Consider the following 22,989-nt stretch of genomic DNA (forward strand, 5'->3'; position numbering starts at 1 on the left):
TACCCGGCGCGGAACCCCAAAAAATTCGTCCCCATCCGTTAAAATCCGTTAAATCTGTGGTCAGTCACCGCCAGCTTTTTCTTAAACACCAGGCCCAAACCTCCGATTTTCCGTTGCTGCTGGAAATTGAGCGGGCCGAGAGCGTGTACATGTACACGCCGGAGGGCCGCCCCATCCTCGACCTGATTTCGGGCATCGGGGTGAGCAACGTGGGCCACCGCCACCCGCGGGTGCTGGCCGCCATCCACGCCCAGCTCGGCAAGTACCTGCACCTGATGGTGTACGGCGAGCTGGTGCAGGCCGTGCCCGCCCAACTGGCCGAGGCCCTGCACCACACCCTGCCCCCGCACCTCGATTCGGTCTATTTCACCAACTCCGGCACCGAGGCCATCGAGGGGGCACTGAAGCTGGCCAAGCGCCACACCGGCCGCACGGAATTGATTTCCTGCCTGAACGCCTACCACGGCTCCACGCACGGGGCCCTGTCCATCACCGGCTCCGAAAGTTTCAAGAACAGCTACCGGCCGCTGCTGCCCGACGTGCGCCACATCCGCCACAACGATTTCGCCGATTTGGCCCTGATCACCGAGCGCACGGCGGCCGTCGTCATCGAAACGGTGCAGGGCGAGGCCGGCGTGCGCCTGCCCACGCCTTACTACCTGCCGGCCCTGCGCCGCCGCTGCCGCGAGGTGGGGGCCCTGCTCATCCTCGACGAAATCCAGTGCGGCTACGGGCGCACGGGCACCATGTGGGCCTTCGAGCAGTACGGCATCGAGCCCGACATCCTGGTCTGCGCCAAGGGCATGGGCGGTGGCATGCCCATCGGGGCCTTCATTTCCACCACGGAAATCATGAGCGGCTTCAAGACCAACCCCATCCTGGGGCACTGCACCACCTTCGGCGGCCACCCGGTGAGCTGCGCGGCGGCCCTGGCCACGCTGCACGTTATGCAGGACGAAAACCTGGCCGCCGGCGTGGCCGAAAAAGCGGCGCGGTTCCGGGCGCAGCTGCGGCACCCGGCCATCCGGGCGGTGCGCGGCAGCGGCCTGCTAATGGCGGTGGAATTCGACTCGTTCGAGGTCCTCAAGCCCATCATCGATAGGGCCCTGGAACACGAAAGTATCCTCACCGACTGGTTCCTGTTCTGCGACAACTCGCTGCGCCTGGCCCCGCCCCTAATCATCACCGATGAGGAAATTGACGCTGCCTGCGCGGGCTTACTGCGGGCCATTGATTTTGTGGCGGGCAGGTAATTAATTACTGGGCCAACGCGCAGAAAAAGGCCGTCATGCAGAGCGCAGCGAAGCATCTTTTCCGCGTAACTAATTAATTACTGCTGCGGGAAAGTTGCTTCGCTGCGCTCTGCATGACGGCCTAATTGTTAATGGTAACAGCGTACAAATTAATTACAGCACGCCCTTTTCCGTCATCTGCCTAATAGTTTCGCGGTAATTGATGCCGACGGGGACTTCCATGCCGTTTACGATTTCGATGGTGTTGCCGTGGATGGCCTTGATGGCGGTTTTCTGCACGAGGTAGGAGCGGTTGACGCGCAGGAAATCAGCGGGGTCGAGCAGGGTGGCCATTTTGGTCATCGTCATGTGCGCGACGACGACCTCCGCTTTCGTGTAGATTTTAAGGTAGTCCTTCATCCCCTCCACGAACAGCACGTCGTCGACGGACACGCGCCGGAACTTCTTGTTTTCCTTGATGAGCAGCAGGCGCTGGCGCTCGGGGGGCCCCAGCGGCGGCTCGGGGGCCCCGGCGGGCGCCAGCTGCTGGCGCGCCTTGCCGATGGCCCGGGCGAACCGCTCGAAGGTGATGGGCTTGAGCAGGAAATCCACCGCGTCGTGCTCGAAGCCCTGCACGGCGTACTCGGAGTAGGCGGTGGTGAAAATTATGGCCGGCCGCCAGCGCGTAAACGTGTTCAGGAACTCCAAGCCGTTCATTTCCGGCATGTTCACGTCGAGCAGAATGAGGTCGGGCCGCAGCTTTTCCACCCGGACCAGGGCCTCCACGGCGTTGTCGAACGTGGCCAGCAGCGCCACGGAGCCGAGGCGGCCGAGGTACTTCTGGAGCAGCTCCTGGGCCAGGGGCTCGTCGTCGATGAGGACGCAGGTCAGCCGTTGTGCGGGGGCCATAGGCGGAGCAGGATGTCGAATTGGGTGGCGGTGTGGCTGGTTTGCAGCGAGTAGGCGCCGGGGTACAGGATGTCGAGCCGGCGGCGGGTGTTGCGGGTGCCGATGCCTTCGCGGATTTCCGCGCCCGCCTGCGCCGGCCGGGCGTTGGCCACCGCGAAGCTGAACGTGCCCAGCTCGTCGCGGTAGGCGCGGATGCGCACCCAGGCGTCGTGGCGCAATTTATCGACGCCGTGCTTCACGGCGTTCTCCACGAAGTTGATGAGCAGCAGCGGTGGGATGCGCTGGGGCCCCAAATCGGGCGCAATTTCCAGTGCTACTTCCAGCCGCCGCCGGTGCCGAATCTGCTGAATTTCGATGTAGTTCTGGATGAACGCCAGCTCCTTGGCTACGTCCACTTCGGTGGTGGCGGCGTCGTACAGCGCGTAGCGCATCATGTCGGAGAGCGACACGACGATGAACGCGGCGGTTTTGTCCTTGTCCTCAATCAGCGAATACACGCTGTTCAGGGTATTAAACAGAAAGTGCGGGTTGATTTGCGCCCGCAGAAATTCCAGCTCCAGCTTCAGGTTATCTTTTTTGAGATGGAAGCACTAATATCCATCACTAAAACAACCCATTATAACCTATTTAACAGATCAAAGGCTAAAACACTTATAAGATATTTTAGTTAGCTAAAAAATATCATAGGCGGTCATGCTGAACTTGTCGAAGCATCTCTACCGCTCAGTGAATCATGGTTTACTGAGCGGTAGAGATGCTTCGACAAGCTCAGCATGACCTTTTCATTAACTTGAACAGCTTCTTAAGCTATATAATCATCATAATATTAAAATCAAACATTTTATTGATCAAACATTTTAATAATTAAAGCTCATACGTATAATTAAGCAAATATTTAAAAATATCAATTTACCTAAACATCATTTTAAACTGGCTCTTGGCATTGCGGCGATCTTTCACACATACTGATGCTGCTTTTGCTATATCTTGCTAAGTAACGGTTCGACAAGCATCAAGTTAAAGTACACTTGGGAGGGTATAGAGTCACTGCCAATGAGTAAAGGGGAGCTTAATAAATAATTTCAAAAGCAAGAATTTACACTCATGAAGCTAGTCAAATACTGTAATTCAGATCATAATCCATTGGATGGATGCCGAACTTTACAGCTCGGCACGGCAGAATTCTACCGAAATATGGATGCATCGCGACCCATAGCTGATACTCAAGAGGGCCATATAACTTACTTGGGGACTAATTATGCAAATGGCTTTGGTTTGGGAGCAGTAATTTCAGGTAATATTGGTGAAAATCTCTACATTTTCTCTATGTCTACTGAAGACTTACCCATAGAGGAAGCTAAATTACGCTTCGGAGAAGACAAAGATTCTCGCTATTATATCAAAGACCTATCTAAGTTTATAAGCATGATTTTCAATCAGATGGGAAGTCAAGTAACTTACCAAGACTTTACTGAAGGATCTCAGGAATTTTTAAACAATTTGGGTCGTAAACCTTTCTTTGAAACTAGACCCTACTTTGGTTTAATAAAATATCAAGATGCTTATCTCATGGATTATTCAGAAGAAATTAGTCTTGGTTCATTCAGTTGGTTTATAAATAGTCAATTTAGAAAAAGAGAATCTTATAAAGAAGATGCTGAATTCAGAATTGTAATTGTAATTATCGAAAAGGAGAGTGGGCGTATAATTTCAATAAAAGAACCACCTAAAATTTTGACATTCCCAGAGGACACAAATTGGGACTGTTTAAGTAATGTGCCAATAGATTTTGAAAAATAGTTCATTCATAATCTCCAACTACAAAGCCAAGAAATTTGCGCGAAAGCGACACTGATCTTGTGTCAGCCATTGTAACTAGAATTCTGGCAGCTTATCACATAGCTGCGGTTATTCAATGGCACCGTGGCTCTGGTAATTGGGCCGACGAATGCGCCGGCCGTAGGCCAGGCTCACGAAGTCGCTTTTGCCCACCGCCCGGCTCAGCAGCGCCGATGGGAAGAGGCTGGTGTAGTGCCGCGCGTTTTGCTGGCCGGTGGTGCGCAGCTCGCCCAGCGAGTTCGTGTTTTCGAGCCGCAGCCCGAGGCGGTAGGCCAGCCCGAAGCGCTTGCCGGCGAAGGTGGCGTAGGCCGCCGACACGTTTTCGCGGTACGTGAAGAAGTTGGTACGCAGGGCGTCGTTCTGCCAGTCGCCGGCTTGCAGCAGCTCGTAGCGGGCGTCGTTTTCCGACGTTACGTAGCTGTGCTTGGCCCCCAGCCCGAGGGTGCCGCCGCCCAGCCGCCGTTCGTAGTCCACCTGCCCGGCCACGATGCAGATGCCCGTGGGCAGGTAGTTGCGCAGCTGCACGCCCCGGCCGGGCATGGGGCTCTGGGCGGTGAAAAAGGTGTTGGCAATCCGGTTTTCGCTCGCCGACTAGTAGCGCGAGTAGTCCAGGTCGGCGGTGAGCGTGCTGGCCGAGTCGAGGGCGTGCTTCAGCCCCAGATTGCCCGAGTACTGGGTGGAGTGGTAAGCGGTGTTGGTCTGGCTGTCGAGCGTCGAATCGACGGGGGCCCCGGGGCCGCGCAGCAGCTGCGTGGCGGCGTTGGCGACGCTGGTGCGGTCGGTGCGCAGGCCGCGCAGGTACAGGTTGAGGCTGGTGCGGGGCCCCAGCTGCCAGTCGAGGCCGGCCTTGGCGTTGTGGGCCAGCTGGCGGGTGGGCGTGGCCGAGGTGAGCAAATGGGTGGCCGTCACGTCCCCACTGGGGCCCCCGAGGTAGTCAATCTGCGCCTCGTCGGACACGCGGGTTTGGCGGCCCGCCAGGTTGTAGCCGCCGTACAGGGCCAGGGCCCCAGCCTTGTGGTTGAGGGACAGGCCGGCGGTTTGGCGGCTGTTGGTGGTGCCGCCCGCGCCCAGCGTGAGGCTGCCCTTGGTGCCGTTTTGCAGGCTTTTTTTGGTGACGATGTTGACGATGCCGCCGGGGCCCTCGGCGTCGTACTTGGCGCCCGGGCTGGTAATCAGCTCAATCTTTTGCAGCTCCTGGCTGGGCAAGCCCTTGAGGAACACGGCCAGATCGGCGGCCGCCAGGTAGGTGCGCTTGCCGTCCACGATTACCAGCGTGCCCTTGCCGTTGAGCGACACGGTTTCCGTGCGCGGGTCCACGTACACGCCGGGCGCGCGGGCCAGCACCTCCAGGGCGGTGTAGCCGGTGGCGAGCGGCGTGCTGGCCACGTCCATCACCAGGCGGTCAGGCAGTTGGGTGATGCGCGGCCGCAGGGTCGTCACCTGCACCTCGCCCAGCTGCTGGGGCGCCGGGCGCAGCAGCAGCTGCACGGGCGCCGGCGGGGCCCCGGCGGCCACCACCAGCCGCCGCGTACTGGGCAGCCAGCCCACAAACGAGGCCCGCAGCCGGTAGGGCCCCGGCGCCACACCGCGCAGCACAAAAGCGCCGCTGGCATCGGCCACGGTAGCCTGCACGCCGCTCGAATCCTGGGCGCTGAGCAGCACCACGGTAGCAAATTCCACGGGCTGCTGGGCAGCGTTTAGCACGGTGCCGCGCACGTCCACGCCCTGGGCCCCGGCAGTGGTTTGCCACAGGATAAAAAAGAGGAGCGTAAAGATTCGGAGCCGCATAGCGTCGCTGGGTTGGTTCGCAGCGAAGTACCGGGGCCCCGGGGCCGGGCCGAAATTTTTTCGACCAGATAGCGCGGGCTGTAGACGTACTCAACGGTTCCGGCCAATGGTTGCAACGCCGTGCCTAGCACCCACGTCCCCAGCTCCCGTCCCAATCAATGCCCCCAGCCTGGCTCATGCTACCCAGGCAGCAAAGTGGGCTGCCACCTGCTGCCCCAACAGCAACTGCGGCTGCCCAGCGTAATGCCGGACAGCCGCAGCCGTTGAAAAAAGTTGTACCTGAGCACCAGCAAAGAGCCGGAACACCGGCGTCTTAGCTGGCTGCCAAATCTTTACTCCCAGCCGCCGCCCAGGGCCCGGTACACGTTCACCGTGGCGTTGAGCTGCTTCATCTTGGTTTCGGTCAGGTCGAAACGGGCGTTCAGGGCGTCGCGCTGGGTGAAGAGCACCTCGGTGTAGTCGGCCCGCACCGATTTGAACAGGCTGTTGGAGATGCGGATGGACAGGCTCAGGGCCTGCACTTCCTTCAGCTTGGCCTCGTAGCCCTGCTCCAGGTTGTTGATGTTCGAGAGCTGGTTGGCCACCTCAATATACGCATTCAGTACCGTGCGCTCGTAGTTGTACACGGCTTGCAGCTGCAAAGCATTGGCCGTGGAATACAGGGCCTTGATGCCGTTGCGGTTGATGAGCGGGGCCGACAAATCGCCGGCTATCGAGTACAGCAGGGCCCCCGGCGTGGTGAACAGCAAGCCGGGTTTGAACGCCCCGAAGCCCACCCCACCGGAAATGCCCAACGACGGGTAGAAGTTGGCGCGTGCCACCTGCACGTCGAGCTTGGCGGCCACTAGCTGCTGCTCGGCCTGGCGGATGTCGGGCCGGTTGCTCAGCAATTGCGCCGGGATGCCGGCCTGGATGGTCTTTGGTACCAGGCTGTTGAACTCTTCGTCGTCGCGCACAATGGGCTGCGGAAATCGGCCCAGCAGGAAGTTGATGCGGTTCTCGGTTTCGGTAATGCGCTGCCGGGTAGCGAATTGCAGGCTGATGGTATTCTGGATCTGGGCCTCGAAGCGCTTGACAGCCAGCTCGGTTACCCGGGCAGATTCTTTTTGCTGCCGCACCACGCGCAAGGCATTGTCCTGAATATCAATATTTTGCTGCAAAATAAGCAGCTGATTATCCAGCGCCAGGAGCTCGTAATACGACGTGGCAATCTCGGCAATCAGGTTCGTCACCATGAAGTTCCGGCCTTCCACCGACGCCAGGTAGCGGGTGGCGGCCGACTTGCGGGCGTTGCGCAGCTTGTGCCAGATGTCCACTTCCCAGCTCGCATAGGCCCCCAGCTGGAAATTGGCCAGCGGGTCGGGCGTGCGGCGGTCGGGCTGGATGTTGATCTGGTCCTCCGTGGCGCCCTGGATGGTGTAGCGGCTCACGCGGTCGAGGGCTGCCTGGCCCCCCAGCGTCACCGAGGGCAAGTACTCGCCCTTGCGGACCTGAATCTCGTTGCGGGCTATCTGCAGCTCCTGCTGCGTGATGTTCAGCTCCTGGTTGCGTTGCAGGGCACTGTCAATCAGTGCTTTCAGGTTGGGATCGGTGAAGAACTCCTGCCACTGCACTTTGGCCGTGCTGAGGGTATCCTGGGCGCTGTTATTGTAGGTGGACGGCACACTGCGGCGCACGTCGCGCCCCACCAACTGGGGCATTTTGCAGCCCGCCACCGCCAAGGCCAGGCAAGCGGCGCTCAGGCCTTGGTAGATGCGTCGCTTAAGCATAAGGCTCTGTTTCTTCAATTAATACGCGAGGCTCAACCCCCTCGAACATGGGGGATTCGTTCTCGTCCCGAATGAGCTTGCTGTCGCCGGCCAAGGTGCCGAAGAAGTAGTACAAGCCGGGGATAATGATTACCCCGAACACGGTGCCGAACAGCATGCCGCCCAAGGCCGAGCTGCCGATGGTGCGGTTGCCGATGGCCCCGGCCCCCGTAGCCACTACCAGCGGCACCAAGCCGGCAATAAAGGCAAACGAGGTCATCAAAATCGGGCGGAAACGTACCCGGGCCCCTTCGATGGCCGCGTCGCGCACCGACATGCCTTCTTCGTGCTTCAGGGCCGCAAACTCGACAATCAGCACGGCGTTCTTACCGAGCAAGCCGACCAGCATCACAAGGCCCACCTGTGCATAAATATCGTTGGCCAGGCCAAACATCTTAATGAACAGGAACGACCCGAATACGCCCGCTACCAGGGAGAATATTACCGCCAGCGGCAGCAGGAAGCTCTCGTATTGGGCAGCGAGTACCAGGTACACGAACACCAGCACCACCAGGAAAATAACGGTCGATTCGTTGCCGCGGCTCACTTCGTCTTTCGACAGGCCACCCCAATCGATGTCGTAGCCGTGGGGCAACTCCTTGGCTACTTCCTGCACGGCTTTGATGGCCTCGCCGCTGCTAAAGCCCTCGGCCGCCCCGCCGCGAATGGACGCGGTGGTGTACATGTTGTAGCGGTTGATTTCGTTGGCACCCTGCGACTTCACGATTTTCATGAAGGCCGAGAAGGGCACCATTTCCCCCTTGTCGTTTTTCGCCCACATGTTCAGGATGTCTTTGGGCAGCCGCCGGTATTCGGGCGAAGCCTGCACGTACACCTTGAAAAAGCGCTGGTATTTGATGAAGCCTAGCTCATAAGTCGAGCCCACCATAATGGAAAGCGTGTTCATGGCATTGCCGATGCTCACGCCTTTCTGCATGGCCAGCTCGTTGTCAATCTTCAGCTCGTACTGCGGATAATCGGCCGAGAAGAAGGTGAACAAGCCCGCCAGCTCCTTGCGTTTTTTCAGCTTGCCCATGAACTCCTCGTTCACCTTTTCCAGCGCCTTGTAGTCGCCGGAGTTGGTTTTGTCGAGCAATTGCAATTGAAAACCGCCCGCTGCGCCGTAGCCCGGCACGGCCGGCGGCTCGAAGAATTCGATGGTCGCCCCCGGAATCTGCTTGGCCTTTTTCTCCAGGTTGCCCACGATGTCGGCAATGGATTCCTTACGCTCCGACCACGGCTTCAAGTCAAGCAACAAAGTACCGGCGTTGGAGCCGCGGCCCTCGGTGAGCACCTCGTAGCCGGCCAGCGAGGAGATATTGGCAATGCCGGGAATGTCCTTAGCCAAGCCGGCCAGTCGCTGCGATACGGCGTTGGTTTGCTCCAGCGTGGTGCCGGGCGGCGTCTGCACAATGGCATAAATCAGGCCCTGGTCTTCGCTCGGAATAAAGCCGGCCGGCAGCTTGGCCGTGATGGCCCAGATGCCCAGCCCGAAGGCCCCCAGCATGGCAAACGTGACGAGGCGGTTGGCCACAATCTTCGCCAGCAGGCCGGTGTAGGCGTTGGTCAGCCGCTCAAACCCGCGGTTGAAGGCGTCGAAAAAGCGCTGAATGGGCGTTTTCTTTTTGGGCTGGCCGTGGTGGTTTTTCAGAATCATGGCACAGAGCACCGGCGTCAGCGTGAGGGCCACAAGGCCCGAAATCACAATGGCCGTGGCCATTGTAATCGAGAACTGGCGGTAGAAAATGCCCACCGGGCCGCTCATGAACGATACTGGGATAAACACGGCCGTCATCATGACGGTAATGGCGATAATGGCCCCGCTGATTTCGCCCACCACCTTGCGCACCGCGTTGAAGGGCGAGAGGTGTTCTTCCTCCATCTTGGCGTGCACGGCCTCAATCACCACAATGGCGTTGTCGACCACAATGCCAATCGAGAGCACCAGCGCAAACAGCGTAATCATGTTGATGGTCAGCCCAAACGCCTGCATGGCCATGAACGAGCCAATAAGCGACACCGGCACAGCGATGGCCGGAATCAGCGTCGAGCGCCAATCGCCCAGAAACAGGAACACCACCAGCGCCACCAGAATGAAGGCGTCGCGCAGGGTATGGATTACGTTCTCAATCGACGCATCGAGGAAGTTCGACACGTCGTAGGTGATTTTGTAGTCCATGCCAGGCGGAAAGCTGCTTTTTTTCAGCTCTTCCAGCTTGGCTTTCACCTCCTTAATTACGTCGCTGGCGTTCGAGCCGTAGGTTTGCTTCAGCACGATGGCCGCCGACGGGTACTGGTTCAGGTTGGAGTAGATGTCGTAGAACTCCGAGCCCAGTTCCACGTTGGCCACGTCTTTCAGGTGGAGGTTCTCGCCGTTGGCGTTGGCCCGCAGGATAACGTTTTTATATTGTTCAACGTCGTTGAAGCGGCCCTGGTACGAGAGCACATATTCCAGCGACTGCGCCTGCCCGCCGTCGGAACGGCCGATACGGCCCGGCGAGCCAATCACGCTCTGCTCATCCAGCGACTTCATCACGTCGTCGACCGATATCTTGTAGGCCCGCATGCGGTCGGGCTTCAACCAGATGCGCATGGCATACTGCCGGCTACCCAGAATGCTGGCCCGGCCAATGCCGCTCAGCCGTTGCAATTCCGGTATCATGTTCACGCCGGCGAAGTTGAACAGGTATTTCATGTCCGTGTTCTTGTCCTTGCTGTACAAATTCACGTACATCAGCATGTTGGGAACTACCCGGTTCACAATCACGCCCTCGCGCTGTACCAGCACCGGCAAGCGGTTGAGCACCTGCGCGATGCGGGTGTTCACGTTCACCACGGCCTGGTCGGGGTCGGTACCCAGGTTGAATACAATCTGGATGTTGGCCTCGCCGGCGCTCACGGCGTCAGAGGTCATGTACTTCATACCCGGCACGCCGTTCACGGCCTGCTCCAGCGGAATCAGTACCGATTCAGTGAGCACCTTGGCGCTGGCGCCGGGGTAGGCCGCACTCACCATCACCAGGGGCGGCGAAATTTCCGGGAACTGCGAGGTGGGCAGCTTCATAATGGCCAGCACGCCCATCAGGACGATGACCACCGAGATGACAATGGCAAATACTGGCCTGCGAATGAATTTACTAAACATAGAATAGCTATTTTAGTGGGGGAAGCTTACTCGCTGTACACCTTCAGGTGCGAGATAACCGTCTTCGGGTCCTTGTAAGTGTAGCTTATCTTGTCGCCATCCTTCACCTTGCGCAGGCCCTCCAGCAGGATCTTATCCTGGCTGGATATGCCGGATTTGATGACGTACAAGTCGGGCATTTCAGACGCAATAACCACTTCCCGCTGGTGTACCGCGTTGTTTTTGTCGACCACGTACACGTATTTCTTTTCCAGAATCTCAAACGTGGCTTTCTGCGGAATGAGCAGCGCGTGCTTGAGTGGCACCGTCATGAGGATGCTGCCGGTTTCACCGTTGCGCAGCAGCCCGCCTGGGTTGGGAAAGGTGGCCCGGAAGGCGATGTTGCCGGTTTCATTGTTAAAGTCGGCTTCGATGGTCTTCACTACGCCGGGGTATTTGAACACCTCGTTGTTGGCCATCAGCAGCTTCACGTTCACCACATTATCGGCCTTGGCCTGCTCCTTATAAGCCAGGTATTCGGCCTCGGGCACGTTGAAGTAAACCCACATCTTGCTGTTGTCGGAGAGCGTCGTCAGCAGGTCACCCTCGTTCACCACGCTGCCCAACCGGCCTTGGAAGTGGTCCATGATGCCGCTAAAAGGCGCTTTAATAGACGTAAACTGGAGGTGAGTTTGGGCCAGGGAAACGTCGGCTATTGCCTTGTTGAGCTTAGCCTTGGATAGCGCTAACTCATTCTTCGACACGATGTTGCTGTCGGCCAAACTCTTTGTGTTTTTATACTCAATGTTCACGTAGTTGGCTTCGGCCTGCGACTTCTGCAAGTCGGCTTGGTAAACCAGCGGCGTAATCTGGAACATGGGCTGCCCCTTGGTCACGGCTTGGCCCTCGTCGACAAATATTTTTTGCAAATAGCCTTTTTCCAGGGCCCGCAGCTCAATATGCTGGTAAGCGTGAATCTGGGCCACGTACTCTTTGGTAACGGTCGTGTCCGTGGCCAGCGGGCTAGTAGTCAACAGTTTGATTTGCTCTTCTTTTTCTTCTGGCTTGCTGGAGCAGCTTGTGTTGCAATACAAGGCGCCCAAACTCATAAGCATGAATAGTCTTTTCATAAAATCACTAAATACCGCAATGGGCGGCTGATAATCCCGAAAGGTGTGGGTGTGGAGAGGTGTGCGGCACGTTGAAAACCAGCCATTGCGCCAAGAACTATTGCCTATGCAATGGCTCGGTTGATGCGCGCTGGTCTTTTGGCAGCGACAGAGGTCACTGCTAAAAAACGCATTCCATCTGCTTGATGAAATTACCCAAATAAAAGTTTTACATGCTTCGCAATCAGGTTTTTGCAATCGGCCGTGAGCCGCTGAATGCCAGCCAAAATGCTGGTCTCAATCAAAATCTGTGAGAGCTAACCTGCGGGAATATGCCAACACCAGATAGCTTATGTGGACACGGAAGGTGAAGCAAAACAAGCCCCACTACATTAAAAACGCGTGAAGCACTGGGGAGCGCTTGAAAAAAGAACGCCCTGAGGCACTTCGGGGAAGAACTTTTGTGGAGAGCTTCATTCAACCCAAGTCCTAAGGCGGTCCTCAACCATGTTGCTTGAGGCGGTACATGTCTTAGCTGGCAAATGGGAATGAGTAGTTGCGTCCTCGTTGGCCACCCCAGTTCAGGAACCAAGCGAGTGCCACGGGGCAAGCTTGGTTTTTGTTGCTTTTACAACGTCTCGCTGGGGCCCGCCGCTAGATTAGCAGTTCTTGGGTTGGTGCACAGCACGGCGGACCGGCCAAGAAATCGGCCGGCCAGTTGATGATCGTCTACTCGTTCCCCGCAACAATTAGTGGTTGGCCAGCAGGAAGAGCGGATACGCCGCCAGTTCCCCAGCCATACAATACTTTGAGAGCCATACCAAGCCAAGCAGCTTGGTCGCGGTCCTCAGCTAGGCTTGGGATAACCGCTGTTCACCAAGCGGCTTGCCTTCTTCTGGGGCCCCGGTAGGACAGGGCATTTATCGTTTGACATGGCCATCTTACGCCACAAAAAAGCCCGGTTTGCGCCTGCCAATTGATGGCCAGCGCAAACCGGGCTTTTCGTTTAGTCGCGGCGCGTACTTAACGGGCGGGCAGGTCGTTGTAATTTAAAAAGCTCAAGCTCTCTTCTTTGATTCGGTCTTCGGGTAGGCCGTCCTTCACACCCTGCGAGATTTTGCGAACCAGTACGCCCACAATGGCTTTGCGGAAGCCCAGCTTCTCAGCCATCATGATGCAGAAATCCATCTCGCTCTCATCTACAATGCCATCGGACAGCATCATGTCGACGAGGTCAAAAATCTGGTCGAACCGATCCGAGTCAGTGGTGGGCAAGTCGGAAAGGCAGTTGGTGTTGCCGGCCACAATTTTGCGTACCTCAGCAGCTCCCATTCCATTCTTTTTGCCTACCGTGATGATAAAATTCATTTCGCGGTCGTCGATGTGGCCGTCGGCTTTGGCTAGGGCCGCGAGGTTGCAGAGGTGGCCTTTGATTTTTTTGGCCTGCTCATTTTCGAAAAAACCGAACATGGGACGATGAATTAAGGGTAGGACGCGGGTGGGAAGCAGTTTTTGGTAGTAGTCGACGGTAAGTTACAGGAATTTACCGAATTTTTATATCTCTTTTGGCGGAATCAGTAGAGTTACACCCCTAGGGCGGGCGGGGTTGCTAACGGCAAAAAACTAGGTTTGTTCCGCCGAAAACCGCACCTTTGCGCGGTTTGCACTGAAAACGGCGCAAAATTGGATTTTTTGAATTACCATGAAACGAATTGGAGTCTTTACCAGTGGCGGCGACTCGCCAGGCATGAACGCGTGCATCCGCGCGGTGGTGCGCACGGCCACGTACCACGGCATCGAAGTGTACGGCATCATGCGCGGCTACTCGGGCATGATCCGGGGCGAATTTGTGAAGCTAGACTCGGCCTCCGTGTCAAATACTGTGCAGAAGGGCGGCACCATCCTCAAGTCGGCCCGTAGCCACTCCTTCCGCAACAAGGAAGGCCGCCAACAGGCGTTCGATCAACTAGTTAACAATGGCATTGAGGGCTTGGTGGCCATCGGTGGCAACGGCACCTTCACCGGCGCCATGATTTTTGAGGAAGAGTTTGGCATTCCTACCGTGGGGGCCCCGGGCACCATCGACAACGACCTTTACGGCACGGATTATACCATCGGCTACGACACGGCCGTGAACACGGCCCTGGATTGTGTAGACAAAATCCGCGACACGGCTGACTCGCACGACCGCTGCTTTTTCATCGAGGTGATGGGCCGCGACTCGGGTTACATCGCCATTCCGTGCGCCATCGGCGGTGGGGCCGAAATCGTGATGGTTCCCGAAACGCAGATGAGTGTAGAGGCGGCCATCGAAACGCTGCGCAGCGGCTGGCAGCGCCACAAAACCTCTTTCATTGTCATCGTGGCCGAGGGCGACGTGGAAGGCAATGCCCACCACGTGGCGGCCCACGTCAAAGCCGCCATTCCGCAACTCGACACCCGCGTGACCGTTATCGGCCACATCCAGCGCGGGGGCTCCCCCACCGCCGCCGACCGCCTGCTGGGCTCGCAAATTGGCATCGCCGCCGTCGAAGGCCTGATGAACGGTATGCGAAACGTAATGGCTGGCATCATCGACCGCAAACTGGTCTACACTCCCTTTGTGGACACCATCAGCAAGAAAAAACCCATCAACCAGAGCTTCATGCGCATGGTAGAAATTCTGAGCGTGTAACGCACAAAGTAGGACAACAAAATCGCCTGTCATCCCTCGCTGCGTTCAGGATGACAGGCGACTTTATGGCACAACCTACGCTACCCCAGTTCCACCCACTGGTAGGCCGCGTCGCGGCGCAGCCACGTGAGCTGGCGCTTAGCGTAACGGCGCGTGTTGCGCTGGAGCAAGCGCACGGCTTCGTCCCAGTCATATTCCCCGTCGAGGAAGCCGAAAATTTCCTGGTAGCCCACGGTTTGCAAAGCAGGCCGGCTGCGCTGGGGCAGTAGGCCTTTTACCTCGGCCAATAAGCCCTCGGCCAGCATGTTTTCCACGCGCTGGTTGATGCGCTGGTAGAGCACGTCCCGCTCGCGGGTGAGGGCTACTTTGACGACCCGAAACGGCCGCGCCGCGTCGCGCGCGGCGGTGTCCTGGGTGTGGTAGCTTGAAAACGGGCGGCCCGTGCCGCGGGTAATTTCCAGGGCCCGGAGCACGCGCTGAGGATTTTGCGGGTCGATGCGGGCGTGGGCCACGGGGTCGGTGGCGGCCAGCTCGGCCACCAGGGGCCCCAGGCCGTGGGCGGCCAGCTCGGCTTGCAGCTGGGCGCGCACCTCGGGCAGCACGCCGGGCAGCTCGTCGAGGCCGTCGGTCACGGCCTGCACGTACAGCCCCGAGCCGCCGGTGAGGATAACCACAGGGTGCGTTCGAAACAGTTCGTCAAGCTTGGCCAGCGCGTCAGCAGCGAACCGGCCGGCGCTGTACTCCTCGGCAATGCTGTGGCTGTCAACGAAGTGGTGCGGCACACCGTCCATCTCAGCCGGAGTGGGCTTGGCCGTGCCAATGCTCATTTCGCGAAAGAACTGGCGCGAATCGGCCGACACGATTTCGGTACCGAAATGCTGGGCCAGCCGCACGCACAGGGCCGTTTTGCCCACCGCCGTGGGCCCGGCCACCACGAGCAGTACCGGGCGCGGGTCGCCGGGCCGGGGCCCCAATTGAGCCAGGATTTCCGAGGGCAATAACTCAGTGGGAGCGGCGGGCAAACCTAAAAATTCAGCGGTGGGTGTTTCTCGTCGAAGTCGGTGGCGTCTTGGTAGGCCTTGGCCAAGGCCAGCAGCTTGGCCTCGCCGTAGAGCTGCCCGGTGAAGGTGATGGTGGCGGGCAAGCCGTTGGGCCGCATGCCGTTGGGCACCACCACAGCCGGGTGGCCGGTGAGGTTGGTAATGACCAGGCTGGGGCTGTTGAACGAGGGCCCCACGTAGGCGTCGAGGCCCAGCAGGCGCTTGTCCACGTCCTCTATCAGCACGCGGCGGGCGCGTTGGGCCTGGAGGTACTCCACGGCCGGCACAAAGCGGGCGGCGCGGAAGGTGGTGGGCCAGGCGTTGCGGCCCTGGTTCACCATCAGCGCATCGCGGCCCGAGCGGGTGAGGTCGTCGAAGGCCGCCGCGCCCTCGGCGCTGAGCAGGAAGGTCAGTTCGCCGGCGGGCAGGTTGTGCAGGTCGAGGGGCACCAATTCCACGCCTAGCTTGCGTAGCGCGTCGAGCGTGGCTTTATCGGTGCCTTGCGAGGGGTATTTGGATTCAAAATCGGCCTTGAGGTAGCCCACGCGCAGCTTTTTCACGTCGGTATCGAAGGCGCAGCGGAAGTCGGCGGCAGCGCGCGGGCGCAGCAGCGTGGCTACGTCGCGCGGGTCTTCGCCCTGAATGGCCCGGAACACCAGCGCGCAGTCTTCGGCGGAGCGGGTCAGGGGCCCTACTTTGTCCATGCTCCAGCTCAGGGCCATGGCGCCGGCGCGGCTCACTTGCCCAAAGGTGGGGCGCAGGCCGGTGGCGCCACAGGCCGTGCTCGGGCTCACGATGGAGCCCAACGTTTCGGTGCCCAGCGCAAACGGCACCAGCCCCGCCCCCACCGCCGACGCCGAGCCCGCCGACGAGCCGCTCGAGCCCTGCTTGATGTCCCACGGCGAGCGGGTTTGGCCGCCGTACCACACGTCGCCCATCGCCAGCTCGCCCAGCGTAAACTTGGCCACCAGCACGGCCCCGGCGTCGCGCAGGCGCGTCACCACGGCCGCGTCCTCGTCCAGCATCTGTTCTTTATAAGGCACCGAGCCCCAGGTGGTTTTGTAGGTTTTGGTACTAAACAAGTCCTTGACACCGAAGGGGATGCCGTGCAGGGGGCCCCGGTAGTGGCCGGCCTTTATTTCGGCATCGGCGGCGCGGGCCTGCTGGTGGGCCAGCTCCTCGGTCAGGGTAGTGACGCACTCCAGCTTGGGCGAATACTTGCGCAGCCGCGCCAGAAAAAAATCGGTCAACTCGACCGATGACACCTGCTTGGTGCGCAGCAGCTCGCCCAGCTGCCGCACGGTGTAAAAGGCCAGGTCGTCGCGGTTGGTCGGCATTTTTATTTTGCCGATGGGGGCCATTCGGTCGGGCCCTGGCTTGCCGGCGGCGGGGGCCAGGCGCAGGCGCAGCGGCACGGGGTCGAACACGAGCGTGGGGGCCACGGTATTGGGCAGGTTAATTTTGCGCAACTCTTCGTAGCTGCTGCGGTTGCGCCCGATGGCGCCCTTGGCCGAGTCGAGTTGGGCATCGGTGAAGTGCAGGCCCAATAGCTCCTGGGCGGCGCGCAGCAGCGGGACGGTTACGGGCTCGGCGGCGGTAGGGCGGGCCACCAGGGCCCCGGCGCCAAAGCCAGCAGCACCTAGCAGCAAAGCAGGCAGTAGTTTTTTCAGCATATAAAATCGGGGGCAAGTGCTACGGGCAAAGCTAGGATAGTTTGCCCGTAGCGCGCCCTGTTGCGCGGACTTTAGTTACGCTGACCTTTTGGTTGCAGGTCTGCGCGGCTGAATGGCCGCTAAACAATTACCGGCAGGACGAAGCGAGAGCCGCGGACTCGCAGCGTCCACGCTACATCTTGGGGCCCCCGAATAGGCCAGCGTACAACGCCACCAGCACATCTTCCTCCTGTGCCCAGCTGAGGTGCGGGGCGGCGCGGCGGCAGTTGGTGGCCAGTTGCTGGGCGCGGGCGGCGTCGCCGCCGGGCAGCAGGCGGTTGAGGGCCGCCGCCAGGGCCCCCGGGTCGAGGTCGGGCACTAGCTCGGCCACATCGTAGGCGTCGTTCAAGGCCCGGTACTCGGGGAAGTCGATGAGCACCTGCGGAATACCAGCGTGCACGTAGTCGAAAAATTTGTTGGCCAGCGAGTAATAATAGCTAAGGCCACGGTTTTCGAGCAGCATGACCCCCACCGCCGCCCCGGCCGTGACGGCTCGCAGCGCGTCGGGCCGCACGTAGCCCCGGAACTCCACCTGCCCCGAGGCCAGCAGGCCCAGGTGCGCGGCCCGGGCCCGCAGCGCGGCCGAACAGTCGCCCTCGCCGCACAGCACCAAGCGGCCGCGCACCTGCGGCATGGCGTCGAGCAGGGCCTCCAGGCCGCGGCCCACGTTCAGCACCCCTTGGTAGAGGACGTAGCCGCCAGCTTCACCGTTGGGCGCGGCCACCGGGGGCCCCGGGCGGGCAGCGTTGCGAACCACGGCAAACGGCCGGCCGTGGCGCGCCTCAAAAACCCGCGCCAGGGCCGGGCCCACGGTGTAGGCCAGCCGGGCGCGGGGCACCACGAAGTTCTCCACCCAGCGCCAGGCGCGCTGCACGGCAGGCCGGCCCACCACTTCGGGCGTTTCGGTGAACAGCTCGTGGGCGTCGTACACCAGCGGCTGGCCACCCAGACGGGCCCGCAGCCATACGGGCAGGGCCGTATCGAGGTCGACGGCGCACCAGGCGTCGGCGCGGCGGCGCAGCAAGTGCACCAGCAGGCGCAGGTTGTATTCGAGGTAGAACAGCTTACCCGACTGAAACCAGCCACGCAGGCGGTGCTGGCGGTAGCTTTGGGGCGGTAGGGGCCCCGAGGCAGGCCGCGCCCACCCCACCAATTCCACTTGGTAGCCAGCATCTTGCAGGCTACTGCAAATGCGCTGCATCCGCTGGTCGTGCACCAAATCGGTGGTGGCGGCGAAGAGCAGCCGGAGCCCGGTGGGAGGCCGCCGCGGCGGCAACTTATTTTTTACCGGCGGCATCATATTTTTGGTGGTAATTTGGCCAAATTTACACCCGCTCGAGCTGTGCCGTGCGGGGCCCTATTACCTATCCTATTCGTTCGTGTTTATGTCGCCTTCTCACACGGTTCAGTCACCCACGCCCGTCGTTCCCCCGTTGCCCGCGCTATTCGACCAGCTGGGGCAATCGTACGTGCTGGCCGACCGGCAGGGGCTAGTGATGGACGTGAACGCGACGTTCCTGGCCCTTACCGGCTACGAGCGGGCGCAGGTGCTGGGGCGCTCGTTCTACCGCCTGTTTGTGCCGTCCAGCGAGCGTAACGCTCGCGAGCAGGCCCACCAGGAATACTTGCAGCGCGAGCGCCTCGACGACGGGCTGGAGTGCGCCGTGCTCACGCGCGCCGGCTACGTGCGCCTGCTGCGCTGGCAGGGCGGCTTTGCCCGCGACGCCGGCGGCCAAGTGACGGGCTTGTGGCTGGCGGGCCAGGAAATTGCCGACCGCAGCGCCCCCCCGCCCGCCCTGGCCGGCCACGACGGCTCCCACTTGCAGGAGTTCCTCGACAACGCCCAGGACTTGGTGATGCACCTGAGCGCCGACAACAACCTGCTCTTCGTGAACAAGGCTTGGAAGGAAAAGCTCGGCTACACCGACGCCGACCTAGCCCACCGCTCCCTCACCGACGTGGTGCACCCCTACTACAAAGCCAAGCTGCTCTACCAGCTGCGTAACTTGTACGAGGGCGAGCCGGTGAACAAAATTGAAACCGTGTTCCTCACCAGCACCGGCAAGCCGGTGCACCTCATCGGCAGCCTCAGCGCCGTGCGCGAGCCCGGCCAGCCGGTGAGCGGCCACGCCATCCTGCACGACATCACCGACCGCATCAAGGCCGAGCGCCTGCAGAAGGTGTACTACAGCATCGCCAACCTGGCTATCAGCGCCAAGGACTTGGCTGCCCTCTACGGGGCCATCCACCGCGAGCTGAGCAAGATCATCGAAACCAGCAACCTGTTCATTGCCCTGTGCGACGACGCCCGCACCGAGCTGCAGTTTGCCTACTACGTCGACCAGCACCCCCAGCCCCGGGCCCACGCCCCGCGGCCGTTCTCGTCGGGCCTCTCGGAGTACGTCATCCGCGGCGGGCAGCCGCGCTACATCACCCGGGCCGAGATGCAGGAGTTGGTGCAAAACGGCACCATCTCGGCCTTCGGGTTGATGCCGGAGGTGATGCTGGCCTCGCCGCTGAGCGTGGGCGAGCGCATCATCGGGGTGCTGGCCGTGCAAGACTACCACCGCTCCGACGCCTACGCGCCCGGCGACCTCGACGTGCTCCACTTCATCTCGAACCAGGTGGCCCTGGCCATCGAGCGCAAGCGCAACGAGGAGCAGATCCAGCGCCAGAACGCGCGCCTGAACGCCATTTTTGAGAGCGGCTCGCACCTGATGTGGACCGTGGACGGGCGCGGCCGCCTGGCCTCGTTCAACCGCAACTACGGGGCCTACTTCTTGCGCCGCAACGGGGTCCCCGCCACCCGCGGCCTCGACCTGCGCGTGGCCGACCTGGCCCGCATGGACGACGAGCCCCGCTCAACCTTCACGCAGTATTACCAGCTGGCCGAAACCGGGCAGCCCCAACGCTTTGAGGTGCGCCTGCGCGACCTGCGCGGCCGCGACCTCTGGATTGAGGTGCACCTGAACCCGATTTACCTCGGCGACGGCTCGTTTGAGGAGATTTCGGCCATCGCCCACGACATCACCGAGCAGAAGCGGGCCCAGCTGGCCCTGGAAGCCCAGGAAGAGAAGTTCCGCTCCATTTTCGAGTCGTTCCAGGACGTGTACTATCGCACCGACGAGGCGGGCCTGCTCACCATCGTCAGCCCCTCGGTGCGCGAGGTGCTGGGCTATGAGCCCCACGAGGTGCTGGGCCGCCCGGTGCAAGACTTTTACTACGAAGCCACGACCGCCGACCGCCTGGCCAGCCTGGTGGAGCACACTGGTAGCCTGCGCAACTTCGAAACCGCCATGCGCCACCGCGCTGGCCACCCGGTCAGTGTGCTCATCAACGCCCGCCAGGCCTTGCAGGGGGCCCCCGGCAGCGAGGGCATTGCCCGCGACGTGACCGAACTGCACCAGATGCAGGACGACCTACGCCTGGCCAAAGACACGGCCGAGGCCGCCCTGGAGGCCAAAACGCAGTTTCTGGCCAACATGAGCCACGAGCTGCGCACGCCCATGAACGGCATCATCGGCATGATTGATCTGCTGAACCAGACGGTAAACACCGACGAGCAGCGTGAGTACGTAGAAACGCTGCGCAAGAGCAGCGACGCGTTGCTCACCATCCTCAACGACATTCTCGACCTGAGCAAGATCCAAGCGGGCAAGATGCGCCTGCAGGAAGGCGCCCTGGAGCTAAAGGCGGTGCTCGAGCGCATCCGTTCACTCTTCTTGTACCGGGCCGAGCAGAAACGCCTCATCTTCACCTACCACATCACGCCCCACACGCCGCGCTTCGTGGTAACGGACGAGGTGCGCCTGCTGCAAATTCTCTCCAACCTGGTGGCCAATGCTCTCAAGTTCACCAACGAGGGCACGGTGAGCGTGGTGGTATCGTCGGTGGCCACCGACGGCGACTACCACACCGTGCGCTTCGCAGTGCAGGACTCAGGCATCGGCATTTCGCCTGACGATGCCTCGCGGCTGTTCACCAACTTCACCCAGCTCGATACCACCTCCAGCAAAACCTACGGCGGTACGGGGCTGGGGCTGGCCATCAGCCGGCAGCTGGCCGAGCTGCTGGGCGGCGAAATCGGCGTATTTTCCGACACCGGCCAAGGCAGCGTGTTCTGGTTTACCATCCGCTGCCGCCAGGCTCAATTTGAAGACCTGCCCGTGCATTTGCCTGAGCCCGAAGGTCCCGTGCAGGTATTTCTCACCCCGCCCCACATCCTGCTCGTCGACGACAATCCCATCAACCAGAAAGTAGGCCAGCGGCTGCTGCACAAGCTGGGCTGCGTGGTGGACGTGGCCACCGATGGCCCCGACGCCATCGCCCAGGCCACGGCATTGGGGGCCAACTACGACCTGATTTTCATGGACATCCAGATGCCCGACATGGACGGCATCACGGCTACCCGCGAAATTCGGGAGCGCCTGGGCACCGGCTGCCCGCCCGTGGTAGCCATGACGGCCTACTCAATGCAGGAAGATGCCAGCCGCTTCATGCGTCAAGGCATGGATGACTACGTGGGCAAGCCCGTGAAAAGCCAGCGCCTGCACGAGGTATTGCACCGCTGGGTGCGCCCCCGCCCGCCCCGCCGTACCCGCCTCGCCGGGGCCCCCGAGCCCCTAGCCCTGCCAGCAGCCCCAGCCTCTGTGGTAGCCCCCGAAGTGGTGGCCGTGCCCGCCGTGGCGCCCGCGCCCGTAGCCGCGTCGGTGGCTGCTGCGCCCGCAGCTAAGCCGGTACCCGCCGCGCCCCTGGCCACTACGCCGGCCGCCGACCCGGAACCGGTGCTCGACGTGGCCGTGCTGCAACAGCTCCAAGAGCTGGGGGGCCCCGAATTTGCGGTTGACCTGTACCGCGAGTTTGAGGAAGAGGCCCGGCAGTTGATTACCGACGCCGCCCCGCTGACCGAGGAGGCTACGGCGGCCAACGGCACGGCGCTGCTCTCGCCCCTGCACCAGCTCAAGGGCACGGCCGCCACGGTGGGCGCGGTGGCCCTCGCAGCGCAGGCCCGGGTGCTCGAAATGCAACTCAAAGCGGATCCCGCCGCTGACGTGAAAGATAATTTTCTCGTGTTACAGCATTACTTTGTGGCGTTTGCGGAGGCTTACGCATTGGCACTGGCTCTACCCGCCGACGCTGCTTCCAGTTAACGCCGCCTTGATTTTTGTTTTCCACCCCCTTTGCCCCGCCTGCCATGCCCCCCGAAACCAGCACCAAAACTGTGCTCATCGCCGAAGACAGTTCCGTTATTCTCAACCTAACTCGCAAAATATTAGAGCTACAGAAATACAAAATTGTATTGGCCCGCAACGGCGGCGAAGTCATTAAACAACTGGAAGCCAACCCGGTAGATTGCGTGCTGATGGACATCAACATCCCTGTGATGGACGGCATGGAGTGCACCCGCGTCATCCGCCGCCACCCCAACCCGGCCATCAACCAACTGCCGGTTATTGCCATCACCGGCAACGCCAACAACTACTCCATGGAGCAGTTCCGCGAGGCCGGCGTGACCGACTACTTGCCCAAGCCGCTGGATTTCGACGCCCTGGTACGCGTGGTGAAACAGTACGTGAGCTAGTATTTTATAGTATGAATTTTGAATTATAAATTATAAATAAACGGATAATCAGTCTTCGTCCTTATCTGGGCGAAATGCAACTACCTGTTTATTTATAATTTATTAATTTGAGACCGCTAATTGTAAACGGTGGGGCCCCGGGGCCCCTTGGCTACCCAGCCAAGGGCCCCGGC

At 60.4% G+C, this 22,989-nt stretch carries 16 protein-coding genes; 5 read left to right on the top strand and 11 right to left on the bottom strand.

Translation table 11 applies throughout. The features are described from left to right. Window positions 1–56 precede the first annotated feature (56 nt). Window positions 57–1,253, top strand: coding sequence for an aspartate aminotransferase family protein (locus AXW84_RS13180; RefSeq protein WP_068233947.1), 1,197 nt, complete (start codon window positions 57–59; stop codon window positions 1,251–1,253). A 153-nt stretch (window positions 1,254–1,406) separates the two neighbouring features. On the opposite strand, the gene AXW84_RS13185 is transcribed toward AXW84_RS13180, so the two are convergent. Next, window positions 1,407–2,141: a LytR/AlgR family response regulator transcription factor gene (locus AXW84_RS13185; RefSeq protein WP_068233951.1), complete on the bottom strand. Its 735-nt coding sequence runs from the start codon at window positions 2,139–2,141 to the stop codon at window positions 1,407–1,409. After that, window positions 2,120–2,638, bottom strand: coding sequence for a sensor histidine kinase (locus AXW84_RS13190; RefSeq protein WP_068233954.1), 519 nt, complete (start codon window positions 2,636–2,638; stop codon window positions 2,120–2,122). The genes AXW84_RS13185 and AXW84_RS13190 overlap by 22 nt, the downstream gene beginning before the upstream one ends. A 697-nt stretch (window positions 2,639–3,335) precedes the next feature. Between AXW84_RS13190 and AXW84_RS24960 the strand changes: the two genes are divergently transcribed. Then, the gene (locus AXW84_RS24960; RefSeq protein WP_162268264.1) at window positions 3,336–3,941 is read left to right on the top strand and encodes a hypothetical protein; all 606 of its coding nucleotides are present in this window, start codon (window positions 3,336–3,338) and stop codon (window positions 3,939–3,941) included. Between the two features lie 108 nt (window positions 3,942–4,049). On the opposite strand, the gene AXW84_RS13195 is transcribed toward AXW84_RS24960, so the two are convergent. The 6 genes from AXW84_RS13195 to AXW84_RS13220 all read right to left on the bottom strand — a co-directional run bounded on the left by AXW84_RS13195 (window position 4,050) and on the right by AXW84_RS13220 (window position 13,279). Next, window positions 4,050–4,520, bottom strand: a complete 471-nt coding sequence (locus tag AXW84_RS13195) for an outer membrane beta-barrel protein (protein WP_068233957.1) — start codon at window positions 4,518–4,520, stop codon at window positions 4,050–4,052. A 51-nt stretch (window positions 4,521–4,571) separates the two neighbouring features. Beyond that, the gene (locus tag AXW84_RS13200; protein ID WP_068233960.1) at window positions 4,572–5,768 is read right to left on the bottom strand and encodes a TonB-dependent receptor; all 1,197 of its coding nucleotides are present in this window, start codon (window positions 5,766–5,768) and stop codon (window positions 4,572–4,574) included. A 332-nt stretch (window positions 5,769–6,100) separates the two neighbouring features. Further along, window positions 6,101–7,537, bottom strand: a complete 1,437-nt coding sequence (locus tag AXW84_RS13205) for a TolC family protein (protein ID WP_068233963.1) — start codon at window positions 7,535–7,537, stop codon at window positions 6,101–6,103. Further along, window positions 7,530–10,721, bottom strand: coding sequence for an efflux RND transporter permease subunit (locus AXW84_RS13210; protein ID WP_068233966.1), 3,192 nt, complete (start codon window positions 10,719–10,721; stop codon window positions 7,530–7,532). Before AXW84_RS13210 ends, AXW84_RS13205 begins: the two co-directional genes overlap by 8 nt. Before the next feature lie 26 nt (window positions 10,722–10,747). Continuing rightward, a complete protein-coding gene (locus AXW84_RS13215) occupies window positions 10,748–11,830 on the bottom strand; it encodes an efflux RND transporter periplasmic adaptor subunit (protein ID WP_068233969.1) in 1,083 nt (360 codons plus the stop codon). A 1,002-nt stretch (window positions 11,831–12,832) separates the two neighbouring features. Continuing rightward, on the bottom strand, window positions 12,833–13,279 hold the full coding sequence (locus AXW84_RS13220) for a tellurite resistance TerB family protein (RefSeq protein WP_068233971.1): 447 nt from the start codon (window positions 13,277–13,279) through the stop codon (window positions 12,833–12,835). Window positions 13,280–13,511: 232 nt separating this feature from the next. On the opposite strand from AXW84_RS13220, the gene pfkA reads away from it, so the two are divergent. Beyond that, complete coding sequence (gene pfkA / locus AXW84_RS13225; protein ID WP_068233974.1) at window positions 13,512–14,483, top strand: 6-phosphofructokinase; 972 nt, start codon at window positions 13,512–13,514, stop codon at window positions 14,481–14,483. Window positions 14,484–14,563: 80 nt separating this feature from the next. On the opposite strand, the gene miaA is transcribed toward pfkA, so the two are convergent. The 3 genes from miaA to AXW84_RS13240 all read right to left on the bottom strand — a co-directional run bounded on the left by miaA (window position 14,564) and on the right by AXW84_RS13240 (window position 18,535). Continuing rightward, window positions 14,564–15,505 carry a tRNA (adenosine(37)-N6)-dimethylallyltransferase MiaA gene (gene miaA / locus AXW84_RS13230; RefSeq protein WP_236943121.1) on the bottom strand — a complete coding sequence of 314 codons (942 nt, stop codon included), beginning with the start codon at window positions 15,503–15,505 and terminating at the stop codon, window positions 14,564–14,566. A 2-nt stretch (window positions 15,506–15,507) separates the two neighbouring features. Next, window positions 15,508–17,196, bottom strand: a complete 1,689-nt coding sequence (locus tag AXW84_RS13235; protein WP_068233977.1) for an amidase — start codon at window positions 17,194–17,196, stop codon at window positions 15,508–15,510. A 172-nt stretch (window positions 17,197–17,368) separates the two neighbouring features. Beyond that, window positions 17,369–18,535, bottom strand: a complete 1,167-nt coding sequence (locus tag AXW84_RS13240; protein ID WP_068233979.1) for a glycosyltransferase — start codon at window positions 18,533–18,535, stop codon at window positions 17,369–17,371. An 85-nt stretch (window positions 18,536–18,620) separates the two neighbouring features. On the opposite strand from AXW84_RS13240, the gene AXW84_RS13245 reads away from it, so the two are divergent. Both AXW84_RS13245 and AXW84_RS13250 read left to right on the top strand, forming a co-directional pair. Further along, a complete protein-coding gene (locus tag AXW84_RS13245) occupies window positions 18,621–22,385 on the top strand; it encodes a PAS domain S-box protein (RefSeq protein WP_236943122.1) in 3,765 nt (1,254 codons plus the stop codon). Window positions 22,386–22,429: 44 nt separating this feature from the next. Next, complete coding sequence (locus AXW84_RS13250; RefSeq protein WP_068233985.1) at window positions 22,430–22,816, top strand: response regulator; 387 nt, start codon at window positions 22,430–22,432, stop codon at window positions 22,814–22,816. Window positions 22,817–22,989: the final 173 nt, after the last annotated feature.

The organism is Hymenobacter sp. PAMC 26628 (assembly GCF_001562275.1).
In the GTDB taxonomy this organism is placed as follows: domain Bacteria; phylum Bacteroidota; class Bacteroidia; order Cytophagales; family Hymenobacteraceae; genus Hymenobacter.